Origin of the sequence: Arhodomonas aquaeolei DSM 8974 (assembly GCF_000374645.1) — a bacterium.
Lineage (GTDB): Bacteria > Pseudomonadota > Gammaproteobacteria > Nitrococcales > Nitrococcaceae > Arhodomonas > Arhodomonas aquaeolei.
Map to the genome: position 1 here is coordinate 1 of NZ_KB894803.1, position 12,874 is coordinate 12,874.

Here is a 12,874-nt window from a genome sequence, read left to right on the forward strand (position 1 = left end):
CGAAACCACACACAACAAGGAAAGGTGTGGCCGTGGAATGCTGACGGGGGGCATAGCACTGCCTTTGATCGGTCTCAACATACTTATGATCTATGCCTTTTTCTTGCTAATTTCCCACCTTATTTCCGACCCGCAAAGGCTGTCTCTGTTTTTCCCGCTCGGGGTCATCGTGATCCTGGGAGGAGGAGTGGATCTTTTCGCTCTATATTCCCCCCTGATGTACGACTGGTTCAACTACCGCCACGCCCCCATCCGCTTCAACCGCCGCACCCGACAGGTGCACGTGTTCTACACCCCCCGCTTCGGCGGGCCCCGCAGCTACGACTGGGACGAAATAGCAGCACTGATCATCGAGGGTCGGGACAAGGGCCGTCAGGGGGGTCGGCCCGACTACCACGTGCTCACCCTGATCGCCGTCACCCCGGACCAGAAGCACTATTACGACAGCGTCGAGATCGGCGATCAGATCGTGCTCTATGAATACTGTCTCGCCTGGTGGGAGTACATCCGCCGCTTCATGGAGGAGGGGTCCGAGAGCATCCCCGAACCCGACTGGACCCTCTCCGAGCGGCTCTCGCTCAGGGAATCCTTCCTCCGCTGGTTCCCCCTACGCGAGATGCGCCGTGATCACGCCAGCGGCCTGAACATCCGCCCGGCAATCGTCCGCATGGTCCTGATGTCGCCTTTCCTCACCCTTTTCTCCATCGGCCACTTCATCTCCATGCTCACCAGCCGCCACGTGCAATGGCCACAGGAGATCCGCCAGGCCTGCGGCGAGGCGTGAGTTTCGAACAGCTCACGCCCGCGGCGGTAGTACCTTGCCCGGGTTCATCAGCCCGAGGGGGTCGAGGGCGTCCTTGACCGCCTGCATCACGGACACGCCCTCGCCGTGCTCGCGGCGCAGGTACGCGATCTTGCCCTGGCCGATGCCATGTTCGCCGGTGCAGGTGCCCTCCATGTCCTGGGCGCGGTAGACGATCCCCTCGTTGACGGCCTTGGCGCGGGCGAGCTCGTCCTCGCTGTCCGGGTCGCAGAGGATGATCACGTGGAAGTTGCCGTCGCCGACGTGGCCCAGGATGGTCGAGGGCATCGGCAGTGCCTCCAGGTCCCGCCGGGTCTCGCGGATGCACTCGGCGAGCCGCGAGATCGGCACGCACACGTCCGTGGTCAGCGGCCGGCAGCCGGGCCGCAGCTGCAGCGCCGCGGGGTAGGCGTCGTGACGCGCCTGCCACAGCCGGGAACGGTCCTCCTCGTAGACCGCCCAGGCGAAGTCGGCACCGCCGTTCTCCGCGGCGAGGGCCTGGACCAGCTCGGCCTGCTCGCGCACCCCGGACTCGCTGCCGTGGAACTCCAGGAAAAGGTGCGGGCGCTCGGGGTAGTCCAGGCCGCTGTAGGCGTTGGTCGCGCGCATCTGGAGCGCATCCATGAGCTCCATGCGCGCCATGTGCACGCCGCACTGGATGGTCTCGATCACGGTGCGCACCGCCGCGTCCTCGTCGGGGAAGGCGCAGATCGCCGCGGACGTGGCCTCGGGGAGCCCGTGCAGTCGCAGGGTGATCTCGGTGACCAGCCCGAGGGTGCCCTCGGCGCCGGTGAACAGGTGCGTGAGGTCGTAGCCGGCGGAGGACTTGCGCGCCCGCCCGCCGGTGCGCACGACCCGGCCGTCGACCAGCACCACGGTGAGCGAGAGCAGGTTGTCCGCCATGGTGCCGTAGCGCACGGCATTGGTGCCCGAGGCACGGGTGGAGACCATGCCGCCGATGGAGGCGTCCGCCCCCGGGTCCACGGGAAAGAACAGCCCGGTGTCGCGCAGCTCCGCGTTGAGCTGCTTGCGGGTCACGCCGGCCTCCACGGTGGCGTCCATGTCGTCCGTGGACACGCGCCGGACCCGGTTCATGCCGGAGAGGTCGACGGCGACGCCGCCGTGCAGGGCCTGCACATGGCCCTCCACCGCCGTGCCGGTGCCGTAGGGGATGATCGGCACACGGTGGGCGTGGCAGATGCGGGCCACCTCGGCGACCTCCTCGGTGCTCTGCGGAAAGGCCACGGCGTCCGGGGGCATCACCGGCCAGCCGGACTCGTCGTGACCGTGGTGCTCGCGCACGGCGGTGGCGGTGGACAGGCGCTCGCCGAGCAGCTCGCGCAGCGCGTCGACGGCGGGCTCGACCGGCCCGAAGCTCAGGGGTTCTACAGCGCTCATGACGGGGACACTCTCGTTGTCTCGGATCGTTTATTCCCCGCCAGCATAGCCGAGTTGGCGCCACGCCTCGAAGACCGTGACCGCCACGGCGTTGGACAGGTTGAGGCTGCGGTTGCCCGGCACCATGGGCAGGCGCAGGCGCTGCGACGGCGGCAGCCCGGCGAGGACGTCGTCGGGCAGACCGCGGGTCTCCGGGCCGAACAGCAGCGCGTCGCCGGCGGCGAACGCCGGGGTGTCGAAGCGCGTCCCGGCCCGGCTGGACAGGGCGTAGACGCGGGGCGAGCCCAGCGCCTCGAGGCAGGCGCCGAGATCGGCATGGACGCGCACGCTCGCCCACTCGCGGTAGTCCAGGCCCGCACGGCGGAGCTTGGCGTCCTCCAGGGTGAAGCCCAGGGGCTCGATCAGGTGGAGCCGGGCCCCGGTGTTGGCGCACAGCCGGATGACATTGCCGGTGTTGGGCGGGATCTCCGGCTGGTAGAGGATCACGTGGATCATCGGGGTTCCGTAACGGCGAAGGTCGGGTGAGGCGGGTGCCCCACGCGGATCAGGGCAATAGCGGCACTCAGAAGAAGCGCCGCGCGAATACCACCCGCACGCCGTTCCAGGGGCCGGTAACCGCCTCGACGCCGACCCGGCCGCCCCCGCCGGTGTCCAGCGATATCCCGGCGTAGGCGCCGGCGGCGTGGTCGGTATCGAAGCCCTGGGTGTCGACGTCCTCGATCTCGCGCTCGCCATCGGTGAGCGTGTAGAGGAGGCCGCCAGAGAGGGTGCCGGCATCGAGGTCCGCGGCGAGCCCGGCACGCAGATCGCCCTCGTGACGGCTGAGGGTGATGTCGCCGGTATCACGGCTCGCGCTCGCGCGGTAGTAGCGCCAGCCCGCCTCGCCGGTAACCGCCAGCGTCCGCGTCAGCGGCCACTCGCCACGGACCGCCAGGCCGCCGTAGCCGCCGGTGAGGTCCTCGCCCTCGGTGGCCGGATCGCCGTCCTGGGTGACCAGGTTCACGCCCAGGATCAGGCCACCGTCCACGTGGGCGCTCAGCGGCTCCCACAGGGAGACGCCGACGCGGGTCTCGCGGGTCTCTATCTCGCGGCCGTCATCGTAGTCGAGGTCGCTGCGCTGGTGGGCCACGTCCATGGAGAAGGACAGCGGGTCCGCGGCCACCGCGGGGGTGGTGCCGAGCACCGCGGCCAGGCCCGCGGCGGCGGCCAGGTGCCGGCGGGCGCGCACGGCCGTCATGCCTCCTCCCCGGTGGCGACCGGCCGGTTCGGATCGCGGATCCACTCGCTCCAGGAGCCCGGATTGAGGGCGGCCTCCGCGAGGCCCGCGTGAGCTAGGGCGAGCACGTGATGGCAGGCGCTGACACCGGAGCCGCAGATCGCCACCACCGGCCGGCCGCTCGCCCGGTCGAGGATCTGGCTCCACTGACCGCGCAGCTCGGAGACCGGCAGGAACCGGCCGTCGTCGCCGAGATTGGCGCTGACCGGACGGGACAGGGCCCCGGGCACGTGCCCGGCCACCGGGTCGATGGGCTCGGCGTCACCGCGATAACGCTCGCGGCTGCGCGCGTCGACCACGCAGAACCCGTCCAGGGTGCCGGCCAGCGTCTCGGTACCGACCACGGGCATGGAGCCCGGGTGCGCGCGGTAGCGGCTGCGGTGGGACGGCTCTGGGGTCTCGTCGGTAAGCGCGCCGCCGGCGTCGCGCCAGGCGGCGAGGCCGCCGTCGAGCACGGCTACCGCCTCGTGGCCGAGCCAGCGCATCAGCCACCAGAACCGGGCCGCCATGGCGCCGGGACCGTCGTCATAGACGACGATCTGGGTCTCGTTGCCGATACCGTGACGCTCGAGCCAGGCGACCAGCGCATCCGGGTCCGGCAGCGGATGACGCCCGGTACTCCCGGTCACGGGCCCCGAGAGGTCGTGGTCGAGGTCGGCGTGGAAGGCACCGGGAATGTGCGCCCGCTGCCAGGCCCGCCGTCCGGCCTCCGGATCGGCGAGATCGAAGCGGCAGTCCACCACGGCCCAGTCGCCCCGCGCCGGGGCGGCGAGGAGTTCGTCAGTGTCGATGAGGGTCGTCCAGCGCATGGCACCTTCCCGCAAAAAGCCCGGATTCAGCGATCCATTCAGGATATGCGCCCCCCGCCACGGTGCAAGAGGGCGTCGTCTTGACTTATGACAATTGTTTGCCAAGCTTCCAGTCAACGGTGCGATGCCCAACGGCGGGCAGCAATGCACCGAAGACACAGCATCCGGAGCAATGCAGCTCCTCGTCTGCTACGGCCGTTCACTGCGACGGTCGATGACGGGGAGCTTTTTTTTTGGGAGGCACCACGAGGGAATGAGCAGGGATATCCAGTCCGGGAAGCCCTGGCGGCTCGGGGTCCTGTTTTCGCAGACAGGCACGACTGCCGTCATTGAGCGAACCCAGCTCCGGGCGACGTTACTGGCGATCGAAGAGGTCAACGAGGCCGGCGGTGTCGACGGCCGCGAAATCGAGCCGGTCGTCTACGATCCGGGCTCCGTGATGGAGCGCTACGGCGAGCTGGCCGAGCGCCTGTTCACCGAGGACGACGTCGAGGTGATCATCGGCTGCTACACCTCGTCATCGCGCAAGGAGGTCCTGCCGGTCGTCGAGCGCCGCAACGCCCTGTTCTTCTACCCGACGCTCTACGAGGGATTCGAGTACTCCCCCAACGTCATCTACGGAGGCGCCGCCCCCAACCAGAACAGCGTGCCCCTGGCCCGCTATCTGATGGAGAATTTCGGTGAGCGTTTCTGCTTCGTGGGCTCGGACTACATCTACCCCAGGGAGTCCAACCGGGTGATGCGCAACATCGTCCGGCAGGCCGGGGGGGAGGTGGTCGGCGAGTTCTACACCGAGCTCGACGCGGGCGCGGACGACTTCCAGCCGATCCTCGCCGAGATCGAACGCCTCCGCCCCGACGTGATCTTCTCCACGGTGGTCGGCGACGCCACGGTACGCTTCTACCAGTCCTATCTCGCCTACGCGGGCGACGGGACCAGCGTGCCTATCGGCAGCCTGACCACCAGCGAGTCCGAGGTCGCGGCGATGGGGGCGGAGGCGGCGGCGGGCCACATTACCGCAGCACCGTACTTCCAGAACCTGGAAACCGAGGCCAACCGTGCCTTCCTCAAGCGCTTCCGCGCACGCTACGGCGACGACACGGTCGTGACCAGCTGCGGTGAGGCGAGCTACTTCCAGGTCCACATGTTCGCCAATGCGCTGCGCATGGCCGGGAGTACCGATACCGACCGGCTCCGCGACGTGCTGCGGGGCTCGGAATTCGAGGCGCCGCAGGGCCGCGTGAAGATCGATCCCGACAACAACCACACCTACCTGCACTCCCGCATCGCCCGCGTGGACCGGACGGGCCAGTACGTCGTCGAGCGGGAGCTCCCGCGCGCGATCAAGCCAGACCCTTACCTCGTGGTCCCCGCGCTCAACGACTGGAGCGTGGACATCACCCATCCGGGCCGTCGCCGACGCTCATGACAGCAACGAAGATGCGGAGTTGATGGCAACGAGCAACATCATAAAGAGCATCCGTAATCTGCGCGTACTCGTACTCCACCCACGGGACAGTCACGCGGAGCAGCTGCTGCAGCAGGTACGGCGGATCGGGTGCCAGGCCGAGGCGATATGGCCGTTGCCCGAGCGGTTGCCGGAGCACGCGGATCTCGTGTTCATCGAGGTGACCGAATCCCCGTCACGGGCCCTGCGCCAGCTGGTGGACAAGGATGTTGAACACCGCCCCACCGTGATCGGGGTGGTGAGCTACGAGAACCCCTCGGTCCTCGAGGCCCTGCTGGAGATGCGCGCTGACGCGGTACTGACAAAGCCATTACGGCCCTCGGGCGTGCTTAGCAGCATGGTGCTCGCGCGCCGGATCTGGGACGACTTCCGGCGCTCACAACGCGCGCTGAGCAAGCTCAAGGCGAAGGTCAAGAACACCCAAACCGTGAGCCAGGCAAAATTCATCCTGATGCGGCTTCACCAGATCCCGGAGGACGAGGCGTACTCGATCATCCGGAGCCAGGCGATGGCCAAGCGTGCGACCACGGTGGAGATCGCCCAGGCGATCATCAACGCGGACGGCATCCTGGGCAATATCAGCGCCAAGACGGTGGACCTGGACAAGACCCGCTGACCGCTTACCGGCGGCACCGGAACAAAATGGTCACCGGAAAACGGATATGGAATGCGTATGAAACGGTCACGGTTTCCATGAACGTCACGGCCATTCGCCGGGGAGGGTCGATTATTGCGGAAATTCGCAATACACGATCTAAAAACTGATTAAACGATATATCCCTGTACGGCCTGGGGAGCGGACCACCGGGCAATGACATCGAACCGCGGGTGATCAATTCGCAAGTCTTGATCATGCGGGGACGGCAACGGCGCCGTCCAGATGTCGGCCAGAGAAGGCCTTTTTCATGGAATCGGGAATCGGTTGATTTTTTCACGGGGCGAAATCCCCGGCGGTATCCTATTGCCATAATTTCTCCAAAAAAGAAATTTAATTCATACACAACAAGGGGTTGCGAAACCACACTCCTTGTGCTTTAAGTAACTGTAACCGACCCATCAATGCAGATGGGACGGCCTCCAGACGGGCAACGCGGCCCCTTGATACCGGCATTCGTTAATTGCCGATCAAGGGGCTTTTTTTGTGCCCGCCATTCCCGCTGGATCGGGATACGCGCAGGACGAAAAACCGGGAGTACCGAAATGAAACGACGAAATTTCCTAAAGGGCGTGGCCGCCGCCGGTGCGGCCGGCGCCGCCGGCTTCCCCGGGATCTGGATCAAGGGCGAAGGCATGGCACACGCGGCCAACGGTGAGATCCCCGTAGGCGTGCTCTTCTCCCTGACCGGTCCGGTCGCCGTGGTCGAGAGCACGCTGCACGACGCGTGCATGCTCGCGATCGAGGAGATCAACGCCAACGGCGGCGTCAACGGCATGAAACTGCGGCCCTACGTGGAGGATCCCGCCTCCGACCCGGCCACATTCGCCGACCGCGTACGGCGCCTGGTGATACGGGACAAGTGCGTGAGTGTGTTCGGCTCCTACACCTCGGCGAGCCGCCAGGCGGTACTCCCGGTGGTCGAGCAACGCAACAACCTCTACTGGTACCCGACCCTCTACGAGGGCCGAGAATGCTCGCGCAACGTCATGTACGGCGGCGCCGTGCCCAACCAGCAGCAGCAGGAATTCGTGCCCTGGCTCGCCGAGAAATTCGGCAAGCGCTTCTATCTCATCGGTAACAACTACGTCTATCCCCGGGAGGAGAACAACGTCTGCAAGATCCTCCTGGACCGCCTCGGCGGCGAGGTCGCCAACGAGGAGTACGTGCCGCTGGGCCATTCGGACTTCGGATCCGCGATCAACCGGATCCGGCGCGAAGAGCCGGACGTGATCTTCTGCACCCTGGTCGGCGATTCCGACGTGGCCTTCCAGCGCCAGCTCCACGCCGCGGGCTTCGACCCGGGGGAGATGCCGGTGGCGAGCCTCACGCGCTCGGAGATCGAGGTCAAGGCGATGGGCGGCGAGGCGGCCGCAGGGAATTTCTCCTCGGCACCGTACTTCATGGCCCACCAGTCCGCCGCGAACGAGCGTTTCGTCGAGGCCTATCTCAAACGCTACGGCAGCGACCAGGTCACGCACTTCGTCAGCGAGGCCGCCTACTTCCAGGTCTACCAGTTCAAGGCGGCGGTCGAGCAGCTCGCCAGGAGCGACATCGACCCGATCAGTATCCGCGACGCGGCGGTGGGCCTGCGAACCACGGCCCCCCAGGGCGAGATCGAGATTGATCCCAATCTCCACACCCACCTGTGGCCGAAGATCGGGCAGTGGCAGAGCGACGGTCAGGCCCGGGTCCTGGTCGAATCGGACAAGCGTGTGGCCCCGGAGCCGTACTGGGCCTACGACGGCCAGTCGTGCACCGCGGAGGGCCTCGTCAAGGGCTAATGGCCGGACGGGCGGGCGCCGGTGGCGCCCGCCTCCCGACCGGGGAATCGGACTATGGACGTATTCTTCAATCAGGCCTTCACCGGTTTGAGCACCGCCTCCATTCTGCTGCTGGTCGCCCTGGGCCTGGCGATCATCTACGGCGCGATGGGGGTCATCAATCTCGCCCACGGCGAGTTCGTGATGCTCGGCGCCTATGCCGCCTGGTTCCTGCAGAGCTTTCTGGGTATTGGGCTGTTTCTCGGGCTGCCCCTGGTATTCGTATTCGTCGCACTGCTGGGGCTGGCCATCGAACGCGGCCTGGTCCGCTGGCTGTATCACCGGCCGCTGGACACCATCCTCGCCACCTGGGGCGTCGGTATCGTGCTCCAGCAGCTCGTGCGCATGATCGCGGGTCCCGACTCCCGCTACGTCGAGCGCCCCGCGATGCTGGACGGCAATCTGCGGATCGCCGACGTATACATGTCCAACTACCGGATTTTTCTTCTTTTCTTCTCGGTAGCCGTGCTCGTTGCCACCTGGTATCTGATGACGCGCACCGAGTTCGGGACCAAGCTGCGCGCGGTCATCCAGAACCGCGAGATCTCCGAGTGCTACGGCATACGGACCGAGCGCGTGTATGCGCTGACGTTCGCATACGGCGCCGGACTCGCGGGCATCGCCGGCGCCCTCATCACACCGCTCGCCAGTGTCACCCCCGGCATGGGCACCAATCTCGTGGTGGACGCCTTCCTGGTGGTGATCGTCGGCGGGGTGGGCAGCCTGCTGGGCACGGCGGCGGCCTCCGGGCTCGTGGGCGAGGCGACCGCGCTGTTCTCGTTCCTGCTCAACGACACCATCGGCCGGGTCGCCGTGCTGATGGCCATCATCGTTCTTATCCGGTTCTGGCCCCAGGGCCTGTTCGCCGACCGGATCCGGCGATAGGGGAGCCACGCTATGAACCAGAATTTCCGCTTCGACTGCGTCGGATACGCACTGTTCGCCGCACTGGTGCTGCTCGCCGTGCCCTGGTACCTGTCCTTCGACGGATTCGAGCTCAACACCTTTGCGCGCTACCTCGCTCTCGGCATGGTGGCCATGGCGCTGGCGCTGTCCTGGGGCTACGCGGGGATCCTCAACCTCGGGCAGGCGGCGACCTTCGGCATCGGCGCCTACATCATGGCGATGCATCTCAAGCTCGGGGCGAGCGCGGCGAACCCGGGCGGCCTTCCCGACTTCATGGGCTGGACCAACGTCGAGACACTGCCGTGGTTCTGGGTCCCCTTCCACTCCCTGACGGTAACGTTGCTCGCCGGCGTTCTGCTCCCGGCGGCGGTCGCGGGCGTGATCGGCACGTTCATGTTCCGCGGCCGCATCACCGGGGTGTTCGTGGCGATCATCACCCTCGCACTGCTGGTCGCCATCCAGCTCGTGTTCGTCGAGTACCAGATGTACACGGGCGGCCAGAACGGCCTGACGGGGCTGGCGCCGCTGGTGCTCGCGGGCTGGACCGCGGACCCCTACAGCACCGCCTTCTACTACTTCGTGGCCGGGTGCCTGCTCGTCGCGACGGCGGCGTGTGTGGCACTGACGCGCAGCAAGGTCGGACTCATCCTGCGCGCGATCAAAGAGAACCCGGACCGGGTGCGGTTCTTCGGCTACCACGTCTCGAGCTTCGAGACGGTGGTGTTCTGCATTTCCGCGATGATCGCCGGCTGGGCGGGAATGCTCTACGTCCTGGTGCTGGAGTTCGCCTCACCAACCTACATGGGGGTGCCGTTCAGCCTCGCGATCGTCATCTGGTGTGCGGTCGGCGGCCGTAACTCCCTGGTCGCGGCGGCGCTCGGCGGGATAGTGGTCAACATCCTCGAGGGACGGCTCTCGGACCTCTTCGTCGAGGGCTGGACGCTGTTCCTCGGCGTCACGTTCATTCTCGTCGTGCTGTTCATGCCCGACGGCCTGTTCGGCGTATTCCGCAGAATTGCCACCAGGCTCCACGAGCGGCTGCGCCGTCACCGCAACAGCACGGGCAAGGCGCTCCCGACAGGCGCCGGCGCCGTGCCGGCCCGGGCCGGCGAGCAGGGGGGGCAGTAGTCATGGCGCATCTCGAACTTAAGGAACTGGGCGTGCATTTCGGCGGGCTTCGCGCCGTGGACGGCCTGAACCTGTCCCTGAAGTTCGGCGAGCTGCGCTGCCTGCTCGGCCCGAACGGCGCGGGGAAGTCGACCACGCTCGATCTGATCTGCGGCAAGACACTGCCAACCGCGGGCCGGGTAGTCTTCGATGACCGCGACATCACCGGCCTGAAGGAATACCAGCGTGCCCGCTGCGGCATCGGCCGCAAGTTCCAGACACCGGCAGTCTTCAGGGATCTAACGGTCTGCGAAAACCTCGAGGTGGCCCGGTCCCAGCACCCCGGCGTACTCAGCGCACTGGGTGTGTTCCGCTCACGGGTGCGCGGCCGCATGGCGGAGGTCCTCGAACTCGTGGAGCTGACCGGCGAGCTGCACACGCGCGCCGGCAACCTATCCCACGGCCAGACCCAGTGGCTAGAGATCGCCATGCTGCTGATGCAGGACAGCCGGCTGATCCTCTTCGACGAGCCCACTGCCGGGATGACCATACAGGAGACCCACAAGACCGCGGGCATATTCAACGCCCTGAAGGGCAGTCACACGATGATCGTCGTCGAGCACGACATGGGGTTCGTGCGCGAGATCGCCGAGACGGTGACGGTCATGGACATGGGGACGCTGCTCGCCGAGGGCAGCATCGCCGATGTGGAGAACGACCCCGCCGTGCGCGAGGCGTACCTGGCAAACGGAGGCGACGATGCTTGAGGCGCAGGCCCTGTATTCCTATTACGGCAAGAGTCCGATCGTCCAGGACGTGAGCTTCACGGTTCCCGAGGGGAGCTTCGTGAGCGTGCTCGGCCGCAACGGCGTGGGCAAGACCACGCTGTTGCGCACCGTCATGGGGCTGACCGACGGCATCTCCGGGCGGCTGTCGTTCCGCGGCGAGGACCTTGGCCGGCTGCCCACTCACGAACGGGCGCGCCGCGGCATCGGCTATATCCCCCAGGGCCGCGAGGTGATCCCGCGCTTCAGCGTGCGCGAGAACATCGTCATGGGGACCTACACCCGCAGGGACGGGCGCCGGGACCTCCCCGGACACATCCTGGAGCTGTTCCCCGTGCTCCGCGAATTCCTCGACCGCCGCGGCGGCGACCTGTCCGGCGGGCAGCAACAGCAGCTCGCGATCGCGCGGGCACTGGCCATGGACCCCAGGGTCCTCCTCCTCGACGAGCCCACCGAGGGTATCCAGCCGAACATCGTCCATGAGATCGAGCAGGTACTGCTGCGGCTCAACCGGGAGTTCGGCATCACCGTCGTGCTGGTCGATCAGAACATCCCCTTCGCACGCAGGGCCTCGGACCACTTCATCGTCCTCGACAAGGGCCGTGTGGCCGTGGCGGGCCACGGCGAGGAGCTCACCGACGAGGTCGCGGAACGGTATCTCACCTTCTGAACCGCCCGGACACGGCGGAAAACGAACGGGCCGACGTGCCCAATCGCCTCCAAGCGCACCAAGAGAGAGGAGTGACAACATGCGTCACGGTGACATTTCCAGCAGCAAGGACACGGTCGGGGTCGCGGTCGTCAACTACAAGATGCCGCGGCTGCACACCCGGGCCGAGGTCCTGGAGAACGCCGAGAAGATCGCCGATATGGTCGTCGGCATGAAGCAGGGCCTGCCCGGCATGGACCTGGTGATCTTCCCGGAATACAGCACCCACGGGATCATGTACGACCCGAAGGAGATGATGGACACGGCGAGCAGCGTCCCCGGCGAGGAGACCGAGATCTTCGCCAGGGCCTGCCGCAAGGCCAATACCTGGGGGGTGTTCTCGCTCACCGGCGAGCGCCATGAGGAGCATCCGAAGAAGAACCCGTACAACACCCTGATCCTCATGGACAACAAGGGCGAGATTGTCCAGAAGTACCGCAAGGTCATCCCCTGGTGCCCGATCGAGGGCTGGTACCCCGGCGGCCAGACCTTCGTCAGCGAGGGTCCCAAGGGCCTGAAGGTCAGCCTGATCATCTGCGACGACGGCAACTACCCGGAGATCTGGCGCGACTGCGCCATGAAGGGCGCCGAGCTCATCGTCCGCTGCCAGGGCTACATGTACCCGGCGAAGGAGCAGCAGGTGATGATGTCCAAGACCATGGCCTGGGCCAACAACTCCTACGTCGCGGTGTCCAACGCCAGCGGCTTCGACGGGGTCTACAGCTACTTCGGCCATTCCGCGATCATCGGTTTCGACGGCCGTTCACTCGGCGAATGCGGCGAGGAGGAGATGGGCATCCAGTACGCCCAGCTCTCGGTGTCCGAGATCCGCGATGCGCGCGCGAACGACCAGTCCCAGAACCACCTGTTCAAGATCCTGCACCGCGGCTACACCGGGATGCACGCCTCGGGTGACGGGGACAGGGGCGTCGCGGACTGTCCCTTCGAGTTCTACCGGACCTGGGTTAAGGACGCCGAGAAGGCCCGCGAGGACGTCGAGGCGATCACCCGGCGCAAGGCCGGCGTCGCCCAGTGCCCGGTCGGCAGTATCCCCTACGACGCCGAGGAAAAGGAGGCCTGACGAGGCCACCCCCGCGTGTTCCCGGCCTGCGGGCCGGGAACCGTAATCCCGCAGG

Annotated in this window: 13 protein-coding genes; 9 read left to right on the forward strand and 4 right to left on the reverse strand. The window is 66.6% G+C overall.

Features of this window, described 5'->3' with window-relative positions:
* The first annotated feature begins 187 nt into the window (after window positions 1-187).
* The gene (locus C516_RS0105840) at window positions 188-784 is read left to right on the forward strand and encodes a DUF6708 domain-containing protein (protein ID WP_156831145.1); all 597 of its coding nucleotides are present in this window, start codon (window positions 188-190) and stop codon (window positions 782-784) included.
* 12 nt (window positions 785-796) lie between these two features.
* Here C516_RS0105840 and C516_RS0105845 read toward each other — a convergent pair whose 3' ends face one another.
* The 4 genes from C516_RS0105845 to C516_RS0105860 form a co-directional block, all read right to left on the reverse strand.
* Complete coding sequence (locus tag C516_RS0105845; RefSeq protein ID WP_018717425.1) at window positions 797-2,200, reverse strand: FAD-binding oxidoreductase; 1,404 nt, start codon at window positions 2,198-2,200, stop codon at window positions 797-799.
* Window positions 2,201-2,230: 30 nt separating this feature from the next.
* Window positions 2,231-2,695: a tRNA (cytidine(34)-2'-O)-methyltransferase gene (locus tag C516_RS0105850; protein WP_018717426.1), complete on the reverse strand. Its 465-nt coding sequence runs from the start codon at window positions 2,693-2,695 to the stop codon at window positions 2,231-2,233.
* Window positions 2,696-2,762: 67 nt separating this feature from the next.
* The gene (locus C516_RS0105855) at window positions 2,763-3,437 is read right to left on the reverse strand and encodes a hypothetical protein (protein WP_018717427.1); all 675 of its coding nucleotides are present in this window, start codon (window positions 3,435-3,437) and stop codon (window positions 2,763-2,765) included.
* On the reverse strand, window positions 3,434-4,285 hold the full coding sequence (locus C516_RS0105860; RefSeq protein ID WP_018717428.1) for a sulfurtransferase: 852 nt from the start codon (window positions 4,283-4,285) through the stop codon (window positions 3,434-3,436). Before C516_RS0105860 ends, C516_RS0105855 begins: the two co-directional genes overlap by 4 nt.
* A gap of 253 nt (window positions 4,286-4,538) precedes the next feature.
* On the opposite strand from C516_RS0105860, the gene C516_RS0105865 reads away from it, so the two are divergent.
* The 8 genes from C516_RS0105865 (at window position 4,539) to C516_RS0105900 (ending at window position 12,819) form a co-directional block, all read left to right on the forward strand.
* Window positions 4,539-5,714, forward strand: coding sequence for a transporter substrate-binding domain-containing protein (locus tag C516_RS0105865; protein ID WP_018717429.1), 1,176 nt, complete (start codon window positions 4,539-4,541; stop codon window positions 5,712-5,714).
* Window positions 5,715-5,736: 22 nt separating this feature from the next.
* Window positions 5,737-6,369 carry an ANTAR domain-containing response regulator gene (locus C516_RS18760; RefSeq protein ID WP_018717430.1) on the forward strand — a complete coding sequence of 211 codons (633 nt, stop codon included), beginning with the start codon at window positions 5,737-5,739 and terminating at the stop codon, window positions 6,367-6,369.
* Between the two features lie 584 nt (window positions 6,370-6,953).
* Window positions 6,954-8,192 carry a transporter substrate-binding domain-containing protein gene (locus C516_RS0105875; RefSeq protein WP_040409289.1) on the forward strand — a complete coding sequence of 413 codons (1,239 nt, stop codon included), beginning with the start codon at window positions 6,954-6,956 and terminating at the stop codon, window positions 8,190-8,192.
* Between the two features lie 54 nt (window positions 8,193-8,246).
* Complete coding sequence (urtB, locus tag C516_RS0105880) at window positions 8,247-9,116, forward strand: urea ABC transporter permease subunit UrtB (protein ID WP_018717432.1); 870 nt, start codon at window positions 8,247-8,249, stop codon at window positions 9,114-9,116.
* A 12-nt stretch (window positions 9,117-9,128) separates the two neighbouring features.
* Window positions 9,129-10,265, forward strand: a complete 1,137-nt coding sequence (gene urtC / locus C516_RS0105885; protein ID WP_018717433.1) for an urea ABC transporter permease subunit UrtC — start codon at window positions 9,129-9,131, stop codon at window positions 10,263-10,265.
* A gap of 2 nt (window positions 10,266-10,267) precedes the next feature.
* Window positions 10,268-11,011 carry an urea ABC transporter ATP-binding protein UrtD gene (gene urtD, locus C516_RS0105890; protein WP_026320976.1) on the forward strand — a complete coding sequence of 248 codons (744 nt, stop codon included), beginning with the start codon at window positions 10,268-10,270 and terminating at the stop codon, window positions 11,009-11,011.
* Window positions 11,004-11,699, forward strand: coding sequence for an urea ABC transporter ATP-binding subunit UrtE (urtE, locus tag C516_RS0105895; protein ID WP_018717435.1), 696 nt, complete (start codon window positions 11,004-11,006; stop codon window positions 11,697-11,699). Before urtD ends, urtE begins: the two co-directional genes overlap by 8 nt.
* Window positions 11,700-11,778: 79 nt before the next feature.
* Window positions 11,779-12,819, forward strand: coding sequence for an aliphatic amidase (locus C516_RS0105900; RefSeq protein ID WP_018717436.1), 1,041 nt, complete (start codon window positions 11,779-11,781; stop codon window positions 12,817-12,819).
* The last annotated feature ends 55 nt before the right edge of the window (window positions 12,820-12,874 follow it).